The sequence below is a fragment of the Ehrlichia canis str. Jake genome (assembly GCF_000012565.1).
Lineage (GTDB): Bacteria > Pseudomonadota > Alphaproteobacteria > Rickettsiales > Anaplasmataceae > Ehrlichia > Ehrlichia canis.
Map to the genome: position 1 here is coordinate 476,520 of NC_007354.1, position 26,477 is coordinate 502,996.

Genomic DNA, 26,477 nt, shown 5'->3' on the forward strand with positions numbered 1-26,477 from the left:
TGATCATTAAAAATTTATTTATTGTTTAAAAAATTTCTGATGTAGAATATCAGTTTTGTGAAAAAAAATCTATAATTTTATCTCTGATAAAGCTGTTATCATTTGATCGATTTACTTGAGATCTAAATTCTGCTGAATTATCTAGAGAAGCACTATACCAACTTATGTGTTTTTTTGATATTTTAACTCCTATATCTTTTCCGTAATATTCTATCATGTGGTCATAATGGTTTGTTATAATTTGTAGTTTTTCTGATGGTGATGGTTCAGGTAAAATTATGCCTGATTTTATAAAATGCAAAGCTTGATTAATAAACCATGGTTTACCGTATGCTCCTCTTCCTATCATGACTCCATCTGCTTGTGATTCTTCTAATGATGTTTTTATATCATCTAGGTTTTTTATATCTCCATTAGCTATGACAGGGATTTTTACGCATTTCTTGATATTGCTGATGAATTTCCAGTCTGCTTTTCCATTAAACATTTGTGTTCTTGTTCTACCATGTATTGTTATCATTTTTATTCCACTTTCTTCAGCAATTTTAGCTAATTTTGGTGAATTTAGATTGTTATTGTCCCATCCAGTACGCATTTTCAATGTTACTGGAATTTTTACTGCTTTTACTACAGATTCTAGGATTTTTGCAGCTGTAATTTCATCTTTCATTAGTGCTGAGCCAGCATAGCTATTAACTACTTTCTTAACGGGACAGCCAAAGTTTATATCTATAATTTTTGCACCCATGTCTTCATTGAGTTTTGCAGCTTCTGCCATTATTGCTGGATCACACCCAGCTAATTGTACAGCGGTATTAGCTTGAATTTGTGATTTTTGTAGACTTTGTTTTGTTTGTATGATCATTGCACGACTTGCTATCATTTCTGATACTAATAATCCAGCTCCAATGTTTTTTACAAGGCAGCGAAATGGAAAATCAGTTACACCAGACATTGGTGCTAATATTACTGGATGTTCTGATATGAATTGTCTGATATCCATATGTTTAATAATCTTTTTTTTATTTATTATATTGTGGTGTAAATAAGGATTATTATCAATGTTTATACTTAACTTTAAAAGAAAAATCCTTACTTTTATTATTAAGTAATAGATATCTACTTGGTGTTTTTCTGTATTTTAGTTTGTGAATTATGGAATATTATTTCTAGTTTTGAAATGTTATTATTAACTTTTGTATTTCACAGTATAGTAAATTTTAAGTTATCTGATTAAAATATTAGAGGATTTAAATTATAAAATAGAGAATAGTTTCTGTAAATAAGTGCTTTTATTTAGTGTACTGTTACAGTGTATATGTATTTAAAGTTTTTAAAAAAAATTTTTTATTTAATAATTGCTAAAGATGTTTTACAATCTATGTAGTATTTATTATTAATAATGTATAGCGTATTATTAATGATAATTTAATTATGTCAATATTTTTAGTGAAAGCACCAGCAAAAGTTAATTTATTTTTGCATATTACTGGTAAACGCATTGATCAACATCATTATTTGGAATCCTTATTTGTTTTTGTTAACGTTTATGATCTTTTAGAAGTTAATATTGATGGGAGAAAGAGGGGAGTATATTTTTCAAATTTTAAGATTAGTAAATATAATAATACTGTGTATAAGGCAATAGAATTGTTGTTAAAGCACAGTTCTGTACGTCCAAATATTTCTGTAAATGTGATAAAAAATATTTTAGTTTCTGCAGGATTAGCAGGTGGGTCAGCTGACGCTGCTGCCATCATACGTTTATTAGGTAATATGTGGAATATTGATTGTAAATTGCTACAAGATTTAGCGTTAAAAGTTGGGAGTGATGTTCCAGCATGTTTAGAATCTAAAACGCTTTTTGCTAAAGGAGTTGGAGAAGATATACTGTTGTTACCTGATTTATTATTGCCGAGATACATTATACTTGTTGCACCGAGAGGTAAGTCATTAAGTACAGCAAAAGTCTTTAATCATTATAAGTGTGATAATTTCTCTGCTTCAATATGTGATAAACTTCCTGTTAAACAAGATGATTGGATGGAATTGATTTATAATTCTAAGAATGATTTACTAGATGTAGCATTGAATTTTGTTCCAGAAATAGAAGAAATATTATTTGTATTAAAGAAATTAAAAAATGTTTTTATTGCACGTATGACTGGCAGTGGTGCTACGTGTTTTGCATTGTTTCATGAGTTAAGTCATGCTGAGAATGCAGCTAAGCACTTGCGGATGACACGTCCTGATTGGGTAATATTTAATGCTAAAATACTTTAACTTTCAGTATTTTTCTGTTGGTAAATCTATAGAGAGTTCAATCATTGATCTAAATAATTACTTTATGAATTGAGTATGTAGGTTGTGTGATGATAGCTATATAATCAGTTATTACTATCAGGTTATTTTAACTTTTCTAGGTAACAGATTGTAAATATGTATGGTCATTACATGATCAATAACGAAGGTATATCATTTATAGTTTGACATATTGATTTGTTCTGTGAGAATAATTGTATTGTTATGTTATGCTGATAAGTTATGTATATTGATCAAAACTTCTTAAATCTTTTTATATAATGATAATTTATGTGATACTTAATACTGTAATACAAATTGGTTATTACGATTATTTATAGTCCATAAGTAATATTTATTTTGTAATATGTGTAGTAAGTTTATTTGATATTTTAATTTTTTCTAACATAGTAGTATTTTGATTGTGAATCTGTAAGTAATAATGATTATAGAAGTGTTCTAATATGGTTATTCTCTTAAATGTTTATAACATTTTCAAGCGTATTATAAAGTAATGCAGTCATTTATCCAATGTGTAAATTTGTCATTTGTATTGGTTGGATCTATGGTAATGATTGCAGGTGTATCGTATGGATGAATTTCTTGTATCTTATCAGTTGCTGCGTGAACTAAGTCATTTGTTGTTTTTAATATAATAGCACATTCACTGTTGTTATGTATTTCGTTTTCCCATAGATATACTGATGTAATATTGTTGAATATATTAGCACATGCTATTAGCTTATTGTTTAGTAAAATGTTGCTTATGCGATATGCATCTTCATAAGTAGGAGTAGTTGTGTAAATTAAAGAAATATTTGTCATATGTAGTTTTCTATAGTTCAGATATTATTGTTATAATTATAGAATAGATCAAATTTTGTGAATTTATACTTATTTTTTTGTGATGTGTAAGCATTAATTTAATGTTTTTTATGAATGTTCTGATATTTCTAATACCTTTTCTGTAAGTTGTTTAAGAGTAAAAGGTTTAGATAGAAAATTTATTTTTGTTGCATCTATGTTGCTGTGCTTATTGAATACTTCTTCTGCATAACCTGAGATAAAAATAATTTGAATATCTGGTTTGGCTTTTAATATTTGTTCTACAATTTCTGGTCCACTTATTTTTGGCATGACTACATCGCTGATAACAATATCTATTGGGTATTTATTGATAATATCTAATGCTTGATCTCCACAACTTATATCTATTACTTTGAATCCTTTTTTAGTTAATGCTTTTGTTGCAAATATTCTTACAGGATCTTCATCTTCAATTAATAAGATTGTTGTAGAAGTGCTTACTTGTGGTATTACATTATTTACTTCTTGTGAATATTTATTGTATGGTATTTCTATATCGTTACTGTTTGATAAATGCACTGTGGGGATAAGAATAATAAAAGTAGTACCTACATTTACTGTGCTTTTGACATATATATATCCATCTGTTTGTTTTACTATTCCATATACTGTGGATAAACCTAATCCTATACCAGAAGCTGTTTCTTTTGTAGAAAAGAATGGATCAAAGATTTTTTTCATGATTTTATCTTCCATACCATATCCTGTGTCTGAAATTTCTATTGCTACGTATTCTCCATCTTCTATTTGTTCTTTATCTGGAGAAAACATGTTTTTTAATAGTATTTTTAAAGCATCTGTTTTAGTATTATATGTTTTTATGCTTAATTGTCCTCCTGTTTCCATTGCAGCTCTTGCGTTTACTACAAGATTGATAATTACTTGTTCTAGTTGACATAAATCTGCTTTGACTAGGTTGATGTTTTGTTCATATTGAATTTTTAGTTCTATACTTTCATTAATTAATCTCTTAATCATATGTAAGAGATCTGCAATTATGTTGTTTACATCAAGAATTTTAGGTTGTAAAGTTTGTTTCCTTGAAAAAGCAAGTAATTGCTTTATTAGATTTGTTGCTCTGTTTGCATTTTGTTTTATCTGCATGATGTCTGAAAAAGAAGGATCTGTTGCAGTATGTCTTATCAATAGCAAATCACAAAAACCTATTATTGCAGTTAAAATATTATTGAAATCATGTGCTATCCCACCAGCAAGTTGACCAATAGCTTGCATTTTTTGCGATTGTTCTAATTGTATTTCTAAGTTTTTACGATCTTCACTATCAGTTATATAACATATGATAAACATGTTATTCTGGTGTATAAATTTATTAAAATGAATTTTGACATATAAGTTATTATAAAGCTGTGCTTCCAATGACATGTTTTTAACAATGTTATTTTGGAAGTATTTTTTAATTTTTTTATTATATGAAGGTAATATGTATTCAAAAATATAATCTTTACTGTGTTTAACTAGCCTTTTTAGTGTGTTGTTTGATTTAAGGATCTTGCCATCTGTGCTACATTGTAGAATAGCTATTGGTGCTTCTGTAAAACATGGATGTAAGTGATAGTTGAGAATATCAGAGTTTACTGGAGTTAAGAGTCCATAAATGTAACTATGGTTGTTTTTATCATAGAATGCAGCTTGTGATATATGTGCTTTGAATTTGATACCTGTACTTGTTGATAATGTAACTGTATTATTGTCTATGATTTTGTCTTTATTATAGCCCTTGACTAAGAAATTAGTTAATGTAGTGCCATTTTCTATTGAATTTAGTTCTAACATTTTTAAAAAGCTATCATTTGCAGATAATATTACTCCTCTATGATTGAGTAAATATGCACCCACGCAATGCTTCTGAATTAATCTTTCATATACTTGTTCTTTAGTAATTTTTATAGCTTTAAGTACAAAATATTCTTGAGGTCTTGCAAGAGGTGCAAAAAATAGGTTTATCTTTTTTGAATAATTAATTTCTATTTCTGGATTTTCTGATACTGGATCTAATATTAGTGTAAAGTTAGAAATTTTGTTTTTTGTATTTAAACAAAAATATGTGTTAATTGATAACTTGTTTTTAAGTGCATTTTTGAATGTTTCTATTTCTTGTTCACTAATATTACCTATTTTTAATATGTCAAATAGATTTAATTTTGTTTCTTGATTTTTTATAAATCTTTCATAAAATCTTGCATCGGAGTATATAATTTTGCCATCATTTTTTATTATTAAACAAAACTCAGTATTATGGTTTAGAGAATTGGCAAAAATCATGTTTTGGTATTCTATTGACGCAATGATATGCAAGTATTGTCTTAGTTGTATTGATATTGCTAATATACTTATGCTTGTGAATATACAATTAATAATGATATTGATGTAGCTATCATATATGTTAAAAATGTATAAGCTTAATATACATAGTAATGGAGCTATTAAAAAAATAGATAATTTACATACTGACAATCCGTATCTTCTTATTACAAAATCTACTTTATTATCGTGTGTGTTGTCTGTATGTCTTTTTCTCATGTTAAAATAGAATAATATTTATTAGTCATAAATGATATATAAAATATCTAATATTGCCATATGAATATTATACTGCTTGATGTAGTGTGACAGCATAATTTAATTTTCTATTAATATTCAATGTGAAAAATATTTAAAATAATTTGAGAGCAATTGTCATACCTTCTTCTGTTGGAAGAAGTGTTGTTAAGTATTTGTTTTTATCTGACAGTCTTTTGTTAAAGGATAGCATCTTATCTATTGTAGTTTTAGGAACTTTTTTTGTGATATTATCGCTAGAATATACATTCCCAAATAGTAGTGTATTATCTGCAACTATTAGCCCATTTTTTTTTATATTTAATTCTGCCCAATCTAGATAATTACAATATTCTGCTTTACTTGCATCTATAAATACCATGTCAAATGGTGATAGATCAGTTAATTTATTTAATGCTGATATTGCTGTATCATTAATTACTGTTACTTTATGAGATAAATTATATTTTTCAAAATTACTTTTTGCTAATTCAGCGTTTGTAGTATCTTTTTCTATAGTATATATATACCCATTTTCTGGTAATGCTTTAACCATGCACATAGCAGATGATCCAACAAATGTTCCAATCTCTATTATGGATTTTATGTTATTCATTTTTATTAATAATTGTAGTATTTGACCTTCAGCAAGATTGAGTTGCATTAAGGATATATCTCTGGTTATCAGTTGATGTGTTGCTACAACGTCTTCATCTGTAATTGAAAATAAATCGTGAATATACTGTGATTTTTTGTTTAATATTTTGTCGCGCATAAAACAATTTTATATAAATAAAAATTGGTAGTATAATCTTGATTGTAATTTAATTTGAGTTTTTGTTCAATTGTTAATATATTATTGAGTTGCAAATTAACAACACTTTTTTTAAAAAACGTGATATATCAATATTTTTTATATCGTTTTATTAAGGTTATATGATATAATTAACATCATTAGATAGTTATGTAAGAACTAATAATATAGTTAATATGGTGAGGTAGTAATAACAATGAGCTTTTACACGCATGATGTAATAAAGAAACAAGTATCAGATACTTTTAATAAGTCAAGTAACAGCACTTATTCTGTGTTGAATGATCCTGCATACCGTGATAGGTATAGAGAAAAATTCCTTGAAGCTCAGAAGAAGGGTATGGATATGGTTGTATATTATGATGGTACCATAGCGTTAATAGAAAATAAAATAGCAATGTATCAATATGGTTGGCATAAAAAAAGAAGAGAATTTGAACGAATTAAATTTGCTGCTGAAACCAAGAAAAAAAAGAATAAATCAAATTTGTGTTAAGTAATTTGAAATGCTGTTAGTAATACATAATGTTAAGTAGTGTTTAGCTTATTGATGATGTTACTTTAATGTATGTCAATTGGAAAATATGGTAGTACTAAATAGTCAACAAGTTATATCCTATGAAAAAAGTTGTGGTATAGTTGTTGATGAGCTTATTTGTAGAGCTGGAAAAGCTATAACTGATTCTATATCTAAGTTATTTCCTAAGCAGTTTGTTACAGTGATTGCTGGACCTGGCAATAATGGTAAAGATGGTGTTACTGCTGCAAGGATGTTAAAAGCTCAGGGATGGCCAGTAATATTAATGTTGTATAATTGTAATGTTGATATAGATGAAGATTGGGTTATTCCATTAACGTATAATAGTATTGTTAATTGTCAAAGTTGTTTGATTATAGATGCCATATTTGGAATAGGGTTGTCGCGTAATATACCTGAAGATTTATCTTGTATATTTAAGTATATTAATAATGATAGTAATAATGTAATCGTTGCTGTTGATATACCTAGTGGAATAAATTGTGATACAGGGCAGATTATGGGCTGTGCCATCCATGCTGATGTTACTATAACTTTCTCTGTGTTAAAAATAGGACACATTTTATTTCCTGGTTGTGATTATTCTGGGAAAGTACATGTTGTAGATATTGGAATTAACATTGATTATAGTAGAGTTGCAATACGTAATAATACTCCTGTTTTATGGAAACATGAAATACCAAAATTAGACTATACAGTAAATAAATATAAGAGAGGATATACATTGGTGTGTTCTGTTGGTAATAAGTCAATAGGAGCTTCAAAACTTGTTGCGATGGCTGCTTTGAGAACAGGTTCTGGTATAGTGAGCATTGCTTGTGACAGTAATGCTGTTGCATTTTATGCAAGTTGTTTGACTTCAATTATGTATAAGCTTTATGATGATGTAATTAATGACGATAGGGTTACATCTGTTGTAATTGGTCCAGGATGTGGAATAAGTGACATTACTAAACAACGTACTGTAGATGTTCTCAGTAAAAAAAATTGTGTTTTAGATGCTGATTCTATATCAGTATTTGCTGATTCTTGTGAAACTCTTTTTTCTGAAATTAAGCATAATGTTATCATGACTCCACATGAAGGAGAATTTAAGCGTATATTTCCATTTTTAACAGGTAGTAAAATAGAGGTTGTACAAAAAGCTGCAAATTTATCAAAGGCTGTTATAGTGTTAAAGGGTCCAGATACTGTGATTGCTGATCCTATTGGTAATGTTGTAGTTAACAATGCTCCATTTAATCTAGCTACAGCAGGTAGTGGTGATGTGTTATCTGGTATTATTGGTGGGTTGTTATCTTGTGGTATGACTCCACTTAGTGCTGCATGTTGTGGTGTATGGATACATGCAGAATGTGCTAGAAATTATGGCATTGGGTTAATTGCAGATGATATAATACTTCAAATACCACAAATATTAGGAAAATTATTTTATTCAAATTATTAATGTCACAATTCTTTTTTTGATATTGTAAAAATAATTCTTACGTGAATTGTGTTGAATGTGGTATTTTCTATTGTTTTAGTATTTTTTATTATAAATTATTAGAATACGTATAATTCACTTGTTATAAAAGCATTATAAATTTTTCAGAGTGTTGATGTGAATGCATAAAATGGTTGTGATTATAATTCTTGTAAAATAGAAAAAAAATACTAAATATATGTGATGAAATATGATATGAAGTGTTTTTTAAATATATGTAATGTAGAATACCTCATTCTTTTTTTCTGGCGTACCTCTACAATAAATTTAAAATTCTTTCAGAATTATCATTAGTAATAGTGTTGATCTCTTTTTTTCGTGTAGAGCATAGCAGGGATAATTTTGTTTAGTAGAAATTTTAGGGTGTAAAATGAGTTTAATTATAGTAGAATCCCCATCCAAAGCAAAAACTATTGGCAAATATTTAGGAAGCAAGTATAAGGTTGTTGCATCATTTGGTCATATAAGAGATTTTCCAGCAAAGAGTGGTTCTGTAAATCCAGATAAGGATTTTGCTATGACTTATGAAATAATTAGTAAGTCGGAAAAGTACGTAAATAAGTTAATTCAAGTAGCTAGTAAAGAAACTCATGGAATTTATCTTGCAACTGATCCAGACCGTGAAGGTGAAGCAATAGCATGGCACATTGTAGAAGTATTAAAGGAAAATAATGCAATTGATGATAATGTTGTAATCAATAGAATGGTTTTTAATGAAGTAACGAAAAATGCTATTCTTGAGTCTATAAAGCATCCTAGAAGCATAAATATGGATCTTGTATATGCACAGCAAGCACGTAGAGCATTGGATTATTTAGTTGGTTTTACATTATCTCCTTTATTATGGAGGAAACTTCCAGGTAGTAAGTCTGCTGGTAGGGTACAATCTGTTGCTTTGAGATTAATATGTGATAGAGAAAGTGATATTGAAAAATTTGTCACACAGGAGTATTGGGATATTGAAGCTAAGTGTCAGAATGTAGAAGGAAAACAGTTTTCTGCATTTTTAAGTTATTATGCTGGTAAAAAGTTAGAGAAATTTGATATTAAAAATGAAGAAGATGCTAAGAGACTAGCGGAGGAAGTAAAGTCTCGTAATTATTCTGTTGTAAAAGTTGAGAAAAAGCATACAAAACGTAATCCTTATCCTCCTTTTATTACTTCGAGTTTACAACAAGAAGCTTCAACAAAGCTTGGATTTACTGCAAAAAATACTATGCTTATTGCTCAGAAGCTATATGAAGGAATTGATGTTGGCGGAGAAATTGTTGGACTAATTACTTATATGAGAACTGATGGTTTTTATATTGCAGATGAAGCATTGGATCATATTCGTAGTATTATTGTTTCTATTTTTGGTAAAGAGTATTTGCCAGCATCTGCTCGCAAATATGTTAAAAAAGTAAAAAATGCTCAAGAAGCACATGAAGCAATTAGGCCAACAAATATTACGATAACTCCTGATAGCTTATCAAATTATCTGACACCAGAACAACTCAAGCTTTATGATTTGATATGGAAAAGGACTGTTGCTAGTCAGATGAATTCTGCTATTATTGACCAGGTTGTTGTAGAACTTGCATCATCTGATAAAGTAGTAACGTTGCGTGCTACAGGATCTTCCTTATTTTTTGATGGATTTTATAAAGTATATGGTCATAATGAAGATGATGATAATAAGAATAATATGTTACCGTTACTTCAAGTAAGTGATGAATGTCCTTTAAATGAGGTTATACCTCATCAACATTTTACTATTCCTCCTGCTAGATATAATGAAGCAAGTTTAGTGAAAAAAATGGAAGAAATAGGAATAGGCCGGCCTTCTACTTATGCTTCTATTATTTCTGTATTACAGGATAGACAATATGTTATATTAAATCAAAAGAAGTTTTTTCCAACAGAGAGGGGTAGAATAGTAAATATTTTTCTTGTGAATTTTTTTAGTCGTTATGTGGAATATGATTTTACTGCTGATCTTGAAGAAGAACTGGATTTAATTTCTAATGGGAAAATTAATTGGAAGAAAGTATTACATAAATTTTGGTTTCTATTTATTGATAATGTTAATTCAGTGAAAAAGTTAGAATTTACTGAAATATTAAAAGTTATTAGTTGTGAGATGGAGAATTATATTTTTTCTTCTGATAAATCTGAAACAGGGAGAGTATGTCCTGCATGTAATGATGGTACACTAGGTCTTAATATTAGTAAGAATGGTATTTTTTTAGGATGTTCTGGATATCCAGAATGCAAGTATACAAAAAATGTTGGTGGTGATCTTGTTGATGATGTGGACAATGTGCAATATCCTAAAGTTTTAGGGATTGATACTGCTACATGTCAAGAGATATATCTTAAGAAAGGTCCGTATGGAGTTTACTTGCAAATTGGTAGTGATAAAAATGGTAAACGTGCTGCTATACCAAAAAATATGAATGCTAATTTATTAGATTTACAAATGGCAGAAAAGATATTGAATTTACCTATAAGTTTAGGTACACATCCGGAGACTTGTAAGGAAATTAAATTAGGACTTGGTAAATTTGGTGCATACATATTATATGAAGGTAAATATTTTTCAATAAAAAATGAATCTAACTTTTTAGATGTTAAGCTTGAAGATGCTATTGACATTATTGCAAATAGTTCTACTAATGGTGTTATAAGATCTCTAGGCATTTCTGAAGATAATAAGGAAGTATTATTATGTAAGGGAAGGTATGGATTCTATTTAAAATATGATAAATTGAATGTTGCTTTAAAGAAGGGTACAGATGTTGAGCAAATGTCTTTATCAGATGCTATGAAGCTTATATCAGAGAAAAAATGATAATAAGTGTGAGTTAAGAAATTACTTTGAGATTGTCACATGAGATTTAAAGTTATTGTATTTTATGAATTGCTGTAGCTAGGTATCCATTGGTTATTGTTATATGTATAAAGTTGATTTCTACTTTTTATCCATAAAGTTAAACCTGTATTTGGTTGTATAAAATACCATTGGTTAATGTAGTAATATGTTACATAGTTTTGTTTATTTTTCCATTCTTGAATCGTTGGTGTTGGCCCAATAATATACATATCTCCAGAAGATATTTCTTTTATTGGAGTATTACATTGTAATTCTAGAATACAATTGTTCATGAGCATATCTATTTTTATTAAAGCTTCATTGACAGTAATTTCTTTATGTGCTTGATTGTGCATTACTAAATCAAATTTAAGATTTACAGATTGTGTCATCATATATTTGTCTCATTAAAAAATGTATAGATAGTTGAGTGTATTGTGATACACATGAAATGAAGCTTTTATCAAAATCTAAAGTTTAGACTGCTTCATTAAGTGTACTTGAAAAGGATTGAACATTTAACATAATACACTAGTAGATTTAGTGTAGTAAAGCACAAAAACTTTATTTTTTTAAAAATGTATCTATAAAGATAATATTGTCTTGGTTGTTTTGCTGATCACTTTCTTCATTCTTGTCATCAGTATCGTAATCATAATTATCAGCCTCTTCAATGTTGTTGCTCATATATTGTTCAAGATCAAGTACGAAGCCTTGATAAACATCTATATATTTGATAATAGAATGAAATGGTATAACAACTGTTTCTTCTTGACCTCTAAAACTCAATATTACACTGATACTATTGTCAAATACCTGTAGACTTCTGAATTGATGCTGCAATATTACAGTAATTTCTTGTGGATAGTTCTCTTTTATATGATCAGGTAATGTCACTCCTTTATAATTAGTTAAGAAGGATATAGCAATGTGTACATTAGTTGAATGTTCTGAATGAGCTATGACAGTCAAAGCATTTTTTACAACAGTGCACATAGCAGAGTGCATGAGTTTTTGATAGTCTATTGCATTACTCATAAATAACTTTTTGATCATAAAAAAAGAGGATTTTTCTGTTGCCCGGGAAACCCTCTAAAAAACCGCGCTAATGACAAAACTAAGCAGCCACTAAGCCAGCAACACTGCTATTATTGTCATTTGCAAAAACGAAATTATCGTTTGCACTTATAAATTTTGAGCATTTAAACGGCTGCTTTCTCACCGGGCAAAAACTATCCCCTTTACTATGCATGTCGATCCTGTTTCACCCCCATAGTAATAAGTGGAGATGCCGAGCACTGCCCTCGGGTCCAATACATCTATTTTAAGATGCCTTTATTGCCATAGTGCTTAAAACACGGTAGTAATTATAATACTATATTTCTATAAGTCAATACATTTATATATCACGCTATAAAAGACAGTAATGTAATACAACTAATACTAGTATACTTAGGACTTAAAAAAAAAAATTTTGTAGAAATTAGAAAAGCTCCCCGGGCTGGACTCGAACCAGCGACCTATTGGTTAACAGCCAAGTGCTCTACCAACTGAGCTACCGAGGAAAAGATATCTATAAATATACATACTGTATTTCTTATATGCAACAAAAATTTAATAATAATTGTAATACTTAAATATGAAATTCTTAAAAGTAATAAATTTCTTAAGTTATATGATAATATTAATTTTATGTGTAAATGCTACACAAGTAATATCTTATAATTTATTTGAAGTAATGACTGATATCTTGATTTTATATATTTGATAATAGAATATTGTTTTGGTTGATATATATAACACATATATTCTATATATTGTTATTATTTATACAGATAGGTAAAAAATCTTATTTTTTGATTTTCTAGATGTTTATTAATTTGTGTAGAATTTTACTTATAGAATAGTTAGTTATTTGTGAAATAGTTGATTAAGTGTTTTAATAGTAACTTGCATATTAAATATGAATTTAATTTTGTGAAATATTCTTCATATTACTTTAGTTTTTTTTTTTTTTTTTTTTTTTGACACTAGTGTCGCAGCTTTATATGCTCAGACACAATAGTTTTTTGTACTATGCTTATTTTGTACATAAAAAACATTGCGTTACATAACACTATTCATTATATTGAACGGTTTACTTGTGTATTTATCTCTTCAATTATTCTAAAATAATAATATAATTGTGATAAAACATGATATTGTATTACATAGCACATGTTTTTAAATTCTACATCTCAGTTGATGTAGTACTAGTGAGCATATCGTAATATTTCTTTTAATGTTAGTTGTAGTTGGTTGTTGAGTGTATTAAAGATATTGATTAGATAAATTTGTAAGCTATGTGTATTATATATTTTCAATAATTAATTGAGATTAGAATTGTTAACAATAGTGAGTTGAATTTCTTTATTTTTTCAAATCTATAATTTACTTATAATAATAAGTAAATACTAGAAATAATAATATCGTATAGTATTTGCTAATCAATACTAATGATTTGCATGTTTTGATTTGATAACTGTGTTTCTTCATAGTTTTATATTAGCATTATATATGACTATAAAGGCAATAGCATAGTCTTTTTCATCACTGATTGATAATTCAATTTTATGTATTGGATTACTATTACTGACAGTAATTTGTGGTTTCCCATATGGATTGTTTAATATTACAATGTCTGACATTTTGATAGATTGGCCAAACCCTGTTCCTAAAGCTTTAACGTACGCCTCTTTTGCTGCGAAACGTTTTGCGAAGTGTCTCACTTGTGCATCAAAATTTGTGTATTTATAACTATCTTCTATTTCTTTCTGGTTAAACACACGAGTAAGGAACTTAATACCAAACTTTTTCCACAGATTTGATATACGTGGAATATAAACAATATCTGTACCAACACCTAGTATCATTTCTTAAATTTTTTTAAAAATTGCTCTACAGAGATTAAAAATTTGTCCTTATTTGATCTATTCCTTACTTCAATGAGATCTTGTTCTACTGTTGATTTGCCAATAATAATTTGCCATGGCATACCTAATAAATCTGTCCTTGTTAATTTTATTCCAGGACTGTCATCTGTATCATCATATAGTACATCATTATGTAATTGCATGTGTAAATTTTCTGCGACTTTTATGCATTTGTCATTTGATGAATATAAGTTAACTAAAGAGAATTTAAAAGGTGATATTTCCTCTGGCCATGTAATACCTTTGTTATCATGAAAGACTTCAATTATTGCTGCTACTAACCTTGATATTCCTATACCATAGCAGCCCATTTGTAGAGGTTTGCTGTCATTATTGTCACAAAAATTTGCATTCATTGGTTTTGAATATTTATCTCCAAGATAGAAAATATGTCCTATCTCTATTCCTTTACTTGTTTTGATGTTATTTGGTGGAATAGGGCAAGTTTGAGGATCATGCATATCATCTGCTGCAGTGTAAGTGTTTTTTATTCTTTCAATGTCAATATTGTCACTATTCATTAGCTCTATGATTTCTTGATCATAATATAGAGTGCTTTCTCCAGAGTTTGCTAATACGTGAAATTCATGGCTTAAATTTCCACCTATTGGTCCTGATTCTGCTTTGACTGCTATTGGAGTTAAACCTAGATTTTTAAAAATTTTTATATAAGTTTTGAACATTAAATTATATGATAAGATAGCACCACTTAAATCTTTGTCAAAGCTATATGCATCTTTCATTAAAAATTCTCTACATCTCATTATACCATACCTTGGACGTAGTTCATCGCGAAATTTCCATTGTATTTGGTATAGAGTAATGGGTAGATTTTTATGGCTTGTTAATGTTGTTCTTAATGTATCAGTAATAACTTCTTCGTGAGTTGGTCCAAAAAGCATTTCTCTTTGGTTCCTATCTGTAATGCGTAGCATTTCAGACCCATAGTCATCATATCTACCTGACTCTTTCCACAAACTTGCTGGTTGTATTAATGGCATCAGCACTTCTAGGGCTCCTGACTTATTCATCTCTTCTCTAACAATATTTTCTATATTTCTTAATACTCTTAGGCCGAGTGGAAGCCAAGTGTATATTCCTGAAGCAATCTGTTTAATGAGACCTGCACGTATTGAATACTTATGTGATACTACTGATACGTCAGCTGATGTTTCTTTTAATGTTGGTATATAGTAGTTGGATAAACGCATTAAAGATATTAGTTAAATATAAATTGTAGCACAGATATCATATATATTTTTAATAGTCAATTGTGATAGTCAACGTTAAGTAATAATGAATTGAGTGCTTTTATTTATTTTAAGTTAATAAGTGACTATGATAATAAAATCAATATTAAGCACTTCTATAGCTATAATATTTAGTCGAATAATGTTAGCATAATAATTTTATTCGAAAATTATTTATGGAAGAAGTTATTGCAATATTTATAACTTGCTACACAGCAAATAAAAATCTTACTTGTTTTTTCATGAATGATAATATGATATATAACATAAGGTTTTGAACACTGACATGAACTATCCTTATGTTTACTAGTTGAAGAGTGCATTATAATTACAAACCAAGCATATTAAAAAGTTTAGAACTAGGCATCACTTATTAGGTGAGTTTTTCTAATGAGTAACATCATATTTTGAATTCTTATATAATTTGTATTATAAAATAGCCGTTTATATTTTTAAGTGTTTGTAGCTATACTAGTAATATTTTGTACACTAAATAGTCTGTGTTTATACTTGTGTAATTAAAGGTGTAGCACTAAGCATCGCGTGTTATATTTAGTTTTATATTAATAGTCAGTACATTAACATAATGTAATTCCTATTATATTTATGCTTATGAGACTAAAGATACGTTATTATACTTACAAACTATCACATTAGAGTTAGTTTTACAGTTAGTAGTATACTAACATAATGTTTTTAACTTTTACATAACCTGTGCCTATTTTTACAGAGTTAAAAAATATAAAGAGTCACTATAAACTAAACATAACATATTGGAACTCTTAGTTTTTGTTGTTAGTATTACCTAGCATAAATTTTTGATATATAGGTTTGTGAATAAAATGCATAGTATACTTACAAACTGTGCATAGCATGTTATATCATTATAGCTAGCAGTAATAACTTAGTGTTTTATATACTTAATTTTGTACATACACTTGCATAAAATATATAGGTGTATTTGCGCAAACTTATTAGTTTCTATAAAGAAAATCGTTTATAATTGCAATTGCTGATAATGTTGCTTGGCGTCTTTTGACATCATTATCATCTTTAACATCTTGTTCAGATCCTTTTATTGCGTTAATTGCTAAAGCTTCTGGATGATCTTGAAACAAAATGTTTCCATATTTATCTTCAATTGCTTCGATAATGCCGTCATCAGAGAATCCTACTATCTTATACCCAAGAGATTCTATTTTTTTAATGTTTTCTTGACTATTATTTACTACACCTCCATGTGCATCTGGGAAATATATTGCAATCCACCCATTATCATCTGGCTTAACATATTTAGAAACAATACTTGATAATCTACTGCCAGGTGCAACTCTTAACCTGTGAAGGCCGACATTTTTTCTGTGTGGGTCTGGCATTGAAATCGAATGTGCTTCTACAGCTTCTTTAGATGTAACGATCTTTTTCACTCGAATTACTTCTACACCAACTGCGTGCATTATGCCTTGTAATCCTCCACATACCCCTATTAAATGAATTTTTGGGTTACTTTCTACAATTTTTACTATTGCGTTAGTAACAAGTTGCCTGTTTGGAGTTGGTGGGTAAGGTTCAGTGTCTACATTGTAATAGTTTCCTGGAATGAATATTCTATTAATCTTATTCTCTTTGATAAAGTTATGAACAGCATCTTGAATTTTATCTGATTCTATTTTTGCGAGAAGTGAAATGTCATCTTTAGCTTCTTCTAACGATTCGTTTTTTATTTTTTTGAAGTCTACTATTGTATTGTAATCAAATAGTATAACTTCTGCTCCTAATTTTTCTAACATTTCTGCAATGTTGTTTGAAAATGTCCATTCTTCCGGGTAAGTTTCTTTTGCTGTGCGTACTAGTCCAACAATCATTTTATTTGATGCTACTTCTAATCCAATTGCTGATGTAGAAAATAAAAAGAGCAATATTAATACAAAATAACGCATTGAGTCTCCATAAAATAATAACTTATTAGTTTATAAATAACATGCCACAAAGACTTAACTAAACTCTGAACATAGGGAGTGCGTGACAAGTGGCTTGAGTTGGAATCGAACCAACGACACAAGGATTTTCAGTCCTTTGCTCTACCGACTGAGCTATCAAGCCAGCATACAGTGTACTATAAAAGTGACATCTATGATATGCTAATACAAGTCTATAAATTAACATAAGCCTATGAATTATATGTTATAAATGTTAGTTATTCAAGTGAAAATATAATCTTAAATTGATGCAAGGATTGTGATACAATGTGATTTTATGAAACTAATAATTTGATGTGAAAGTAGGTATATATCCTGGTACTTTTGATCCAATTACTTTTGGTCATATTGACATTATAAAGCGAGCTTATAACTTGGTTGATAAATTAATAATAGGTGTTGCTAAAAATTGTGTAAAAAATACAATTTTTTCTGCTGAAGTTCGTGCGGAATTAATACAACATGAAATACAGTTGTTAAATATAGCAGTAGAAACTATAATTTTCGATGGTTTGTTAGTATATTTTGCTCAAGAAAACAATGCATCTGTAATTATCAGAGGATTGAGGGCTGTTTCTGATTTTGATTATGAATTTCAAATGAGTTGGGTAAATTACAAGCTTACTCCTCAAATAGAAACTATATTTTTGCCAGCTTCAGAGGATACTCAATTTATTTCTTCAAGTTTTGTTAAAGAGATAGCACGTCTTAATGGAGATATTAATGCTTTTGTTCCTATAAGTGTGCAAAAGTATTTAAAGAATTTCTACCAGAATTCTAATTAATTTTTTTTGTTCTTTTTAAGTAAATGAAAATGTTTCACTATAATTTCTTATAGTAGAATATAGTAAAAATATTAAATTGTTTGGTGGTATGTCATTTTGAAGATTAGATATTTAAGTGTTTTCTGAAGCTGATGAGAATATATTTTCGATTTGAGGAGTAAGCTTGTAATTTACCCAACTCATTTGAAATTCATAATCAAAATCAGAAACAGTCCTCAATCCTCTGATAATTACAGATGCATTGTTTTCTTGAGCAAAATCGCAATGAATTATTGAAAAGCGTAATTTCTACTATATAACTAACGATTGTGACTAGAGTTAACAGATGAACAATAATGTTAATATAGCTTCGCACAAGCTTTGGTCAACAATATGTTTTTATATGATTATATTATAATTAACATAATATGAGGTATATTAAACTTATTATGAAGTGGTGGTGTTGTATTATTAATTTGTAATGCTTCTGAAACTTATCAAGATTATAGAAATAGATTATTATATATTCTGATTTAAATTTATGTGATTATATAAAATTACATTGCGAAACTTTTAGTGATGTGCTTAAAAAAATTTTTGTACTTTAGAAAAGTTGAGTTTACAGCTGTATTAAAAAGTGATAAGAAGTTTTTTTACATTATGCAAAGTAAGTGTGGACGTATATGTTTGTTTATAAATAATATTTTTATTGTGAATAACTTATGTTGTGCAATAAAAACTGTCAGTATTTATACTGCTTTTGACTTGTAAGCTATTAATTTCTGAAATGTGCTGATCCTAATGCAACATTTCTACGTTGGTTATGCTTGTTTATTTAAAACATTGTATATTCTGAATACTTTGTAGACTGGTTTAGCAGTAATTTCATAGTTTCCTTAAAAGTAAGTTTTGTCACATGCTGCAAAGTTCTGGTGTTTTATTATATAGATAAGATTATACATATGCTTTGTATGACAAATTGTTAAGTTTTGAGAAGAGGAGTGTAATAAGATTCTGTATTAGTAAGTATTCATAATACAAAAACATATTATGTTCTAATAGAATTTTATAATTTCTATATTATTGTAAAATATTGCATCACTAATCTTAAAGTTTATATAGATATTTTATTCTTAAACTCTTAATTTATAATCATGAATTATAGTTATGATATAATAAAAGTAAGATTTCTATACCAGTTAGATAGATATTCAATAATAAAAATATATTTATGTAAAATTTTATATTTTCTAACAATAAATTTAGAACTTATTTTGAAGAAAGTTCAGTATTTGTACACTACATCATTCCAGAATATTTTGAATATTTATACTTCATAATGTAAAGAGCTTTATATTTTTAAGTAATAGTCAAGTTTTTACATTAGTTGTATACTTATTAATTTTAATGCATGGTATTTTCTGATAAAAATTTTGCAGCTTCTAATGCAGCCATACACCCAGAGCCTGCAGCAACAACAGCTTGTCTGTATATTTTATCTTGTACATCACCTGCAGCAAAAATTCCAGGATGACTAGTTATTGTACTTCCGTGTTTAGTTATTATATATCCTTCTTGATCTAGTTCTACTATACTACTATTATCTTTATTTTTTAGTATTTGTGTATTTGGAGTGTGTCCTATTGCGATAAAGACTCCTTTTACTTTGATGGTAGTAAATTGTCCAGTTTTAACGGATTTTAATTTTACGGCCTCAACAGTACCATTTTCGTCATTCCCCAGTATTTCTTCTACAACACTGTCCCATATAACTTGTATTTTATTATTATTAAGTAATCTCTCCTGCATTATAGGTTCAGCTCGTAATTTGTCTCTTCTATGTACTAAGAATACTTTTGTTGCATGTCTTGTTAAATATAATGCTTCTTCAACAGCTGTATTGCCTCCTCCTATTACAGCAACATCACTTCCAGTAAAAAATGTGCCATCACATGTAGCACATGCAGAAACACCCCTACCTTTAAAAGTTTCTTCGCTTTTTATATTAAGCCACTTTGCTTGTGCTCCAGTTGCAATTATAATGCTTTCTGCAATATATTGGTCACCAAATATACCTATGCATTTAAAAGGGTATACATCTGTGTGTATTTCCTTGATTTCATCAGATATCACATTGGCACCTGAGTTGTGTGCTTGTTGTTTCATCTGTTCCATTAGGTCTGGTCCTTGTACTGCATGTGCAAATCCTGGGAAATTTTCAACATCTGTTGTGATTGTAAGTTGCCCTCCAGGGCACATTCCTGTTATTAGTATAGGTTCTAAATTAGCACGAGCAGCGTATATGGCAGCAGTACAGCCTGCTGCTCCAGATCCTATGATTAAAACTTTTGTCTTGTATGTATGTATCATTTATTTATCCATAATGCTTTTTTCTAGATTGTCTATGTGTGATTTTAAGTAATCTTCTATACCATGTTGTGATGCTTCCATTGCTGGGTCTCCTTTCATCCATCCAGCAGGACATACTTCTCCATGGATTTGGTAGTGCTTTATCGCATCAATGATTCTTAAAAGTTCATCTACGTTTCTACCTATAGGAAGATCATTGATTGACTGATGACGTACTATGAATTTATCATCAATTATAAAAGTTGCTCTTAATGCTATACTATTGTTATGTAATACACCATAACTACTTGAAATAAAGTGTGAATCATCTGCAATTAGTGGGAAGCTAATTTTGTCAATTCCACCTTTATTTACACTAACATTACGCCAGTGACTATGACAGAATTCGGAATCTGTGCTAATGCCAATGATTTCAGTGTTTTTTTCCATAAACTGAGGTATTCTGTTGTGTAAAGAGATAATTTCTGTTGGACATACAAATGTAAAATCTCTTGGATAAAAGACCAAAATGGCACACTTACCATTAACATATTCTTTTAAATTAAATTCACAGATTTTGTCATCTGGCATGACTGCTTTTGCTGTAAAGTCAATGGCTTGTTTTGTTATGAGATTCATAAAGTTACCTAGTTAGTTAAAATTAACAACGCTCTTATAGTACTTAATACTATAATTAAATGCTTTTGCAATTATATTTATTAATAACTTGTTATACAATATGGAGCTTTGTATTTTTTAAATACTATTCAAGAACTGTTGCATTTTTGTGATGTTTGGTATTTATTCTCAAGTTTTTGATGAAATAATGATGTGTGTGTCATTTTTGAGTGGTTGATGTTGTATGATTATTTACTATTTTGATAAGATTTAGTATATTTATTTAATTTACTTATGTAATTTTTATTTATTGTTAGAAAAACTTTATATGGTTAGGTCGAAATTATTATAATAAATATATTAATATATATTACAATAATGTTGAATATTAATTGAACTATACTAGAATGAATCTGTTTGTGTAGAAAATATTAGGGTAATTATGTCGCTTATAGCTGGAAGAATGGATTGTATTAAACCTTCACCTACACTTGAAATTGCAAGTCAGGCACAAAAATTGAAGATGTCAGGGGTAGATGTAATTTCTTTAAGTGCTGGTGAACCTGATTTTGATACACCACAACACGTTAAGCAAGCAGCAATTGATGCAATTAATGCTGGTAAAACTAAATATACAGCGGTTGATGGAATTATTGAATTAAAAAAAGCAATTGTTGATAGGTTTAAACAAGATCATGATTTGACTTATGATGTTAATCAAGTTTCTGTAGGGAATGGAGCTAAGCAATGCATTTATAATTTATTAATGGCTACTATAAATGATGGTGATGAAGTAATAATACCAGCTCCATATTGGGTCTCTTATCCAGATGTAGTAAAAATATCTGGTGGAAATCCTGTAATTGTTGATTGTAGTGAAACATTTAAATTAACTCCTGATTTGCTAGAATCTGTGATTACTGAAAAAACTAAATGGTTGATTATTAATTCTCCAAATAATCCTACAGGATTAATGTATACATATGAAGAGTTACAATGTATAGCTGAAGTTTTACTGAAATATCCAAATATATATATCATGACTGATGATATATATTCAAAGATAGTATATGACGGTTTTAAATTCTTTACTATCGCACAAGTAGAACCACGTTTGTATGATAGAGTATTTACAGTTAATGGTGTATCAAAAGCTTATGCAATGACTGGGTGGAGGATTGGGTATGTAGCTGGTGATTCAAAAGTTATTAGTGCAATTTCTGTTATACAATCACAAAGTACAACTAATCCTAATAGTATTGCACAGTTTGCTTCAGTTCATGCTTTAACTGGAGATCAGGAATTTCTAAAAGAAAGGAATAAAATATTTGCAGAACGCCGTGATATGATGATGAATATGGTGAATAATACTTCAGTGTTATCTGTGAAAAAACCTCAAGGTGCATTTTATGTGTTTATTTCCTGTAAAGAATTGATAGGTAAAAGTGCAAAAAATGGTTTAGTTATAAATAGTGGTATTGATTTTACTAGGTATTTATTAGAAGATTATAATGTTGCTGCAGTACCAGGTGAAGCTTTTGGAGTACAAGGGTTTTTTAGAATATCTTATGCTACTTCTACTGAACAATTATCTAAGGCTTGTGACCGTATTTTAGATGCATGTAATAAATTATTGTAACCTGAGTGTTGTTTTTTTTTTACTTAAATTAGTGCTGGATTAGAAATTCTCCACATTGGAGTGTTATGGTGATAGTTATATAGCTGAATTAGTTACACTGTAGTGTTTTACAACATGAAAATTATTTAGTGATTTGTGTATTAATATCTGTAATTATTGAGCAAGTTTATATAGTTATATTTTATGGTTTTATAAGCACTCAGTGTTTTTTACTGTCGATACATTATCAATTTGTGAAGAGTTATAGTATAAACACAAAAGAAAAAGTAAGTAATACTAGGTGCTTTGCTGATAATAGACATTATTTATATAACTTGCTGATGACACTTTCAATAAAGTTTTTAAAGAAGTTATGATACTGTTAACGCCAGTTAGTAATTATATATTCTGTGCAGTATCATGTTTTTCCTATCATATCCTAGTGGCTTTAGACACTGATTTAATATCTTTAATTTGTTACCTATTTGGCTAATCAGGAACATTTCAATATTATGATTAATTTTATAATCAGCATAAGATGATGCCTTATAAAAAGAACTCTAGACTTAAGATATATTTTTAAATTTCTTCAGGTGTTTTATCTTATCAGTTAATTTTTTTCTTTCTTTGTACGTATTCAGCTAACAATTTATTCCTGAGCTCCTTTAATTCTTTATTTGTGCTGGTATTAGCTCTAGCAGATGTTCTGCAGGTAATGTATTATTGGAGTATATTGTTTTTGAATCTCATTTGAGATAGAATATTTTTAGGAAAATGAACTTATTAGTAATTCCTAATCGTATATAGAGATCTTTATGTGATCGATAAACAAATGTATTAAGTTGGTAATTTGTTTAATTTACAGCTTCTATTCATAGAGATATTTTCCTACAAATTCTTGTACAAATAACTCGCGACTGTAGAAGATGTATAATGTTAATTAATTATACAAAAAGAATAATGTTGTACATTATTTATTTCAAATAATTTATTTATTATTAGTACTTTTAGTATTGCATAATATACTGTTGAATATGGAAACTTTTTTCATTAACTTTACTTCTTTCATTACTCTTACCTACATTGTGTAAGCTTTGAATCTTGTGATGAGAGTGTTATAAATACGAATACTACTACATTTTAGCATCTCATCAACTTTTCTATGATCATCTTGTTATGTAATAACTCAACAGTTTAGATAGTACCTCATAATATTCTATGTGTTGTGAATATATGTGAATCAGTGCTTGCTAAATATTTAAAATGTTGAGTGCTGATATAAAAGATTGTATCAACTCAATGGTAAAGACATTAATTTTGTATTATAATTCAAACTTTTTATTGCAAATATTATATACATAGTTCTTTGAATAGTGCTTGATTAAAAATTATGGCTAACGCACATTGTCAATTAAATTCTGATTTATTTTAACAGAATATTTTTTTGTTAAATATGTTATAAGTTGGTTTTTTAGTGATTCTAAATTATCATTTGCAATTTTTTCCTGGATATTCTTAAAATCTACATTACTTACTTGATCAGCATTTTTAATGTCTTTTAATATTGCTATCAACATTTTTTGTTCTGAAGAATTTGTTGAACTTTGGTAACTCTTGCTGATTTCTCCTTTTTTAAGATTAAAGATTTCATCTACAAGATCAGTAGGGTAGTTTTGACCAGGGTTGTCGACTGCAGCTACGCTATTTCTATAAACCATTTGATTTGAATTCAGTAATACGCCATCAATGTTGTGTATATCTATTCCTGATTTAAGCTTGACTACAACTTCTTGTGTTAACTTAGATAACTTTTGAGATTTTAAATCATTTTGCCATTCATATACTAATTGTTCTTTACTTTCATCAAAAGTTTTCTCTCTTGATGGTTCTACTTTAGTAACATTTACACTAAAAAAATAATCATCATTATCAGTAAAATTGGAAGGTTTGTTTAATTGTGCTGAAAATGCAGCTAAAATGATTGCATCAGCATTTGATTCTGACATTTTTATCTTATTTCCAGATAGATCTTTGCCTGAGATATCTGTATTGATTGTTTTTATGGATAAGTTGTATAATTTTGCTATTTCATTTATAGATGCTCCGTTGTTGATTTTATCATTTATAGATTCAATCTCTGTGGTTAAAAGACTAATAGCTTTTTTCTTTTTAATATTTTGAGCAATTTTTTCACTTAGTTCTTGTAAGTCTTCAGTGGATATTTTATGAATGCTTTTTATTTTTATAATGTGCCATCCAAACATACTATGTAATATGGGACTTATATCTCCTTCTTTTAGAGAAAATACTTTACCTCTTATATCATTAGGAAGTGTATTTTTTACAATGTTGTTTAATGTGATATTATCTGTAGTTGTATGTGCAATATTTGTAACTACATCATTGAAATCTGTACCTTCATTTAATGCTTTTAATGCAGCTTCAGCTTCATTTTTAGTACTAAATACTAAGTTTAGTATGTCTCTTTGCTCATCTAATTCTTCAGTTTTTATTTCATTGTCTATATCTTCTTGTGTTACATTTATTTGATTGATAAAATTTTTGTAGTTAATTGTTAGATATTCTATAACTCTATTCTCTGGAAATGTAAGATTGCCACTTTTGCGTTTTTCTTCATATAACTTTTTCAACTCATCAAGACTTGGAACAGAGATGTCATTTGTTGATGGTGATATTTCTATTAGATCTATAGTGCGGGCTTGATGCAGATTTTGTAAAATTTGCTTTATTAATTCTGGATGATACTTAACGTAAGTATTTTGTGTTCCGCTAAATAGACAGCTCATTAACATTGCTACAGGGAATGCTTTTTCTAATTTGTTTATATATAATCTTTCTGTTAGTCCTGCATTTGATAATCCTATATTAAACTTTGTTTTATCAAAATTTCCATTTTCATCTTGGAAAAACTTTATGCTTTTAATGTGACTTAATATGCTTTTTTCTCCTACTTTAAGGTTTAATGAATCAGTGAATTTTGTTAATACCTTATTTTCAATAAGTTTGTTTAACACAGAGAGTTTGATATTGAATTGAGCGATTTGCTCTTCTGTTAATGGACGATTGAGTATTTGTTGTATATACCTTAGCTCATCGTGATAAGCATTTGTGTAATCCTGTAGTGATAATTTCTCATGGCCAATCTTTGCTACATATTTATCATTGTTAAAATTTCCAGGAAAAAATGATGTTCCAAATGCTATGAATACTAAAGAACACACTAAAATTATTAGTAATGGTTTTACGAAAAGGCCTTTGGATTTCATTTTATATACGCACGTAAGTATTAAATGTGTTTAATATATCAGACAAAAAATCTCATGCAAATGTTTTCATTATACCAATATATGTATTTTATATGAAATTTATAAGTTTAACTAATAATTTTTAAGTTTTTCTCATCCAGTCCATAATCATATTACTTCAATAGTAATTTGAGTATACCTATTGATGAATATTAGTGTATTAATTAATGTAAGAATGTAAA

Annotated in this window: 18 protein-coding genes, 2 tRNA genes, 1 other RNA gene and 1 pseudogene; 6 read left to right on the forward strand and 16 right to left on the reverse strand. The window is 28.5% G+C overall.

What is annotated here, in order from left to right:
• Positions 1-49 precede the first annotated feature (49 nt).
• The gene (gene dusB / locus ECAJ_RS01650) at positions 50-1,003 is read right to left on the reverse strand and encodes a tRNA dihydrouridine synthase DusB (RefSeq protein WP_011304438.1); all 954 of its coding nucleotides are present in this window, start codon (positions 1,001-1,003) and stop codon (positions 50-52) included.
• Positions 1,004-1,434: 431 nt separating this feature from the next.
• Here dusB and ECAJ_RS01655 point away from each other — a divergent pair, with 431 nt between their 5' ends.
• Positions 1,435-2,283 carry a 4-(cytidine 5'-diphospho)-2-C-methyl-D-erythritol kinase gene (locus ECAJ_RS01655; protein ID WP_011304439.1) on the forward strand — a complete coding sequence of 283 codons (849 nt, stop codon included), beginning with the start codon at positions 1,435-1,437 and terminating at the stop codon, positions 2,281-2,283.
• 522 nt (positions 2,284-2,805) lie between these two features.
• On the opposite strand, the gene cutA is transcribed toward ECAJ_RS01655, so the two are convergent.
• From cutA to ECAJ_RS01670, 3 genes are all read right to left on the reverse strand, one after another.
• Positions 2,806-3,126, reverse strand: coding sequence for a divalent-cation tolerance protein CutA (gene cutA / locus ECAJ_RS01660; RefSeq protein WP_011304440.1), 321 nt, complete (start codon positions 3,124-3,126; stop codon positions 2,806-2,808).
• A 108-nt stretch (positions 3,127-3,234) separates the two neighbouring features.
• Positions 3,235-5,709 (reverse strand): response regulator, encoded by a 2,475-nt coding sequence (locus tag ECAJ_RS01665; RefSeq protein WP_011304441.1) that lies wholly within the window; start codon positions 5,707-5,709, stop codon positions 3,235-3,237.
• 133 nt (positions 5,710-5,842) lie between these two features.
• Positions 5,843-6,502 carry an O-methyltransferase gene (locus ECAJ_RS01670; RefSeq protein ID WP_011304442.1) on the reverse strand — a complete coding sequence of 220 codons (660 nt, stop codon included), beginning with the start codon at positions 6,500-6,502 and terminating at the stop codon, positions 5,843-5,845.
• 235 nt (positions 6,503-6,737) lie between these two features.
• Here ECAJ_RS01670 and ECAJ_RS01675 point away from each other — a divergent pair, with 235 nt between their 5' ends.
• The 3 genes from ECAJ_RS01675 to topA all read left to right on the forward strand — a co-directional run bounded on the left by ECAJ_RS01675 (position 6,738) and on the right by topA (position 11,398).
• Positions 6,738-7,037 carry a DUF2671 domain-containing protein gene (locus ECAJ_RS01675; protein ID WP_011304443.1) on the forward strand — a complete coding sequence of 100 codons (300 nt, stop codon included), beginning with the start codon at positions 6,738-6,740 and terminating at the stop codon, positions 7,035-7,037.
• 88 nt (positions 7,038-7,125) lie between these two features.
• Entirely contained in the window at positions 7,126-8,526 is a 1,401-nt protein-coding gene (locus tag ECAJ_RS01680) for a bifunctional ADP-dependent NAD(P)H-hydrate dehydratase/NAD(P)H-hydrate epimerase (protein WP_011304444.1), read from the forward strand.
• Between the two features lie 409 nt (positions 8,527-8,935).
• Positions 8,936-11,398, forward strand: coding sequence for a type I DNA topoisomerase (topA, locus tag ECAJ_RS01685; RefSeq protein WP_011304445.1), 2,463 nt, complete (start codon positions 8,936-8,938; stop codon positions 11,396-11,398).
• 62 nt (positions 11,399-11,460) lie between these two features.
• On the opposite strand, the gene ECAJ_RS01690 is transcribed toward topA, so the two are convergent.
• The 8 genes from ECAJ_RS01690 to ECAJ_RS01720 all read right to left on the reverse strand — a co-directional run bounded on the left by ECAJ_RS01690 (position 11,461) and on the right by ECAJ_RS01720 (position 17,744).
• Positions 11,461-11,814, reverse strand: coding sequence for a DUF2793 domain-containing protein (locus ECAJ_RS01690; protein ID WP_011304446.1), 354 nt, complete (start codon positions 11,812-11,814; stop codon positions 11,461-11,463).
• 169 nt (positions 11,815-11,983) lie between these two features.
• On the reverse strand, positions 11,984-12,457 hold the full coding sequence (locus tag ECAJ_RS01695; protein ID WP_011304447.1) for a ClpXP protease specificity-enhancing factor SspB: 474 nt from the start codon (positions 12,455-12,457) through the stop codon (positions 11,984-11,986).
• Between the two features lie 23 nt (positions 12,458-12,480).
• Positions 12,481-12,817, reverse strand: a transfer-messenger RNA (tmRNA) gene (ssrA, locus tag ECAJ_RS04935).
• A gap of 94 nt (positions 12,818-12,911) precedes the next feature.
• Positions 12,912-12,984 (reverse strand) — tRNA-Asn (locus ECAJ_RS01700).
• Positions 12,985-13,950: 966 nt separating this feature from the next.
• On the reverse strand, positions 13,951-14,331 hold the full coding sequence (locus ECAJ_RS01705; RefSeq protein WP_011304448.1) for a holo-[acyl-carrier-protein] synthase: 381 nt from the start codon (positions 14,329-14,331) through the stop codon (positions 13,951-13,953).
• A complete protein-coding gene (gene proS / locus ECAJ_RS01710; RefSeq protein WP_011304449.1) occupies positions 14,328-15,602 on the reverse strand; it encodes a proline--tRNA ligase in 1,275 nt (424 codons plus the stop codon). Before proS ends, ECAJ_RS01705 begins: the two co-directional genes overlap by 4 nt.
• A gap of 1,013 nt (positions 15,603-16,615) precedes the next feature.
• Positions 16,616-17,581: a glutamine amidotransferase-related protein gene (locus ECAJ_RS01715; protein WP_011304450.1), complete on the reverse strand. Its 966-nt coding sequence runs from the start codon at positions 17,579-17,581 to the stop codon at positions 16,616-16,618.
• A 90-nt stretch (positions 17,582-17,671) separates the two neighbouring features.
• Positions 17,672-17,744 (reverse strand) — tRNA-Phe (locus ECAJ_RS01720).
• A 172-nt stretch (positions 17,745-17,916) separates the two neighbouring features.
• On the opposite strand from ECAJ_RS01720, the gene coaD reads away from it, so the two are divergent.
• The gene (gene coaD, locus ECAJ_RS01725; protein ID WP_011304451.1) at positions 17,917-18,405 is read left to right on the forward strand and encodes a pantetheine-phosphate adenylyltransferase; all 489 of its coding nucleotides are present in this window, start codon (positions 17,917-17,919) and stop codon (positions 18,403-18,405) included.
• A gap of 114 nt (positions 18,406-18,519) precedes the next feature.
• Here the strand turns inward: coaD and ECAJ_RS05020 are convergent.
• The 3 genes and pseudogenes from ECAJ_RS05020 to ECAJ_RS01740 form a co-directional block, all read right to left on the reverse strand.
• Positions 18,520-18,663: pseudogene (locus ECAJ_RS05020) on the reverse strand (pantetheine-phosphate adenylyltransferase); the annotation flags it as partial.
• A 1,125-nt stretch (positions 18,664-19,788) separates the two neighbouring features.
• On the reverse strand, positions 19,789-20,754 hold the full coding sequence (trxB, locus tag ECAJ_RS01735) for a thioredoxin-disulfide reductase (protein ID WP_011304452.1): 966 nt from the start codon (positions 20,752-20,754) through the stop codon (positions 19,789-19,791).
• The gene (locus ECAJ_RS01740; protein WP_011304453.1) at positions 20,755-21,372 is read right to left on the reverse strand and encodes a peroxiredoxin; all 618 of its coding nucleotides are present in this window, start codon (positions 21,370-21,372) and stop codon (positions 20,755-20,757) included.
• Between the two features lie 421 nt (positions 21,373-21,793).
• Here ECAJ_RS01740 and ECAJ_RS01745 point away from each other — a divergent pair, with 421 nt between their 5' ends.
• Positions 21,794-22,990: a pyridoxal phosphate-dependent aminotransferase gene (locus tag ECAJ_RS01745; RefSeq protein WP_011304454.1), complete on the forward strand. Its 1,197-nt coding sequence runs from the start codon at positions 21,794-21,796 to the stop codon at positions 22,988-22,990.
• Positions 22,991-24,363: 1,373 nt separating this feature from the next.
• Here the strand turns inward: ECAJ_RS01745 and ECAJ_RS01750 are convergent.
• Positions 24,364-26,256, reverse strand: coding sequence for a peptidylprolyl isomerase (locus ECAJ_RS01750; RefSeq protein ID WP_011304455.1), 1,893 nt, complete (start codon positions 26,254-26,256; stop codon positions 24,364-24,366).
• Between the last annotated feature and the right edge of the window lie 221 nt (positions 26,257-26,477).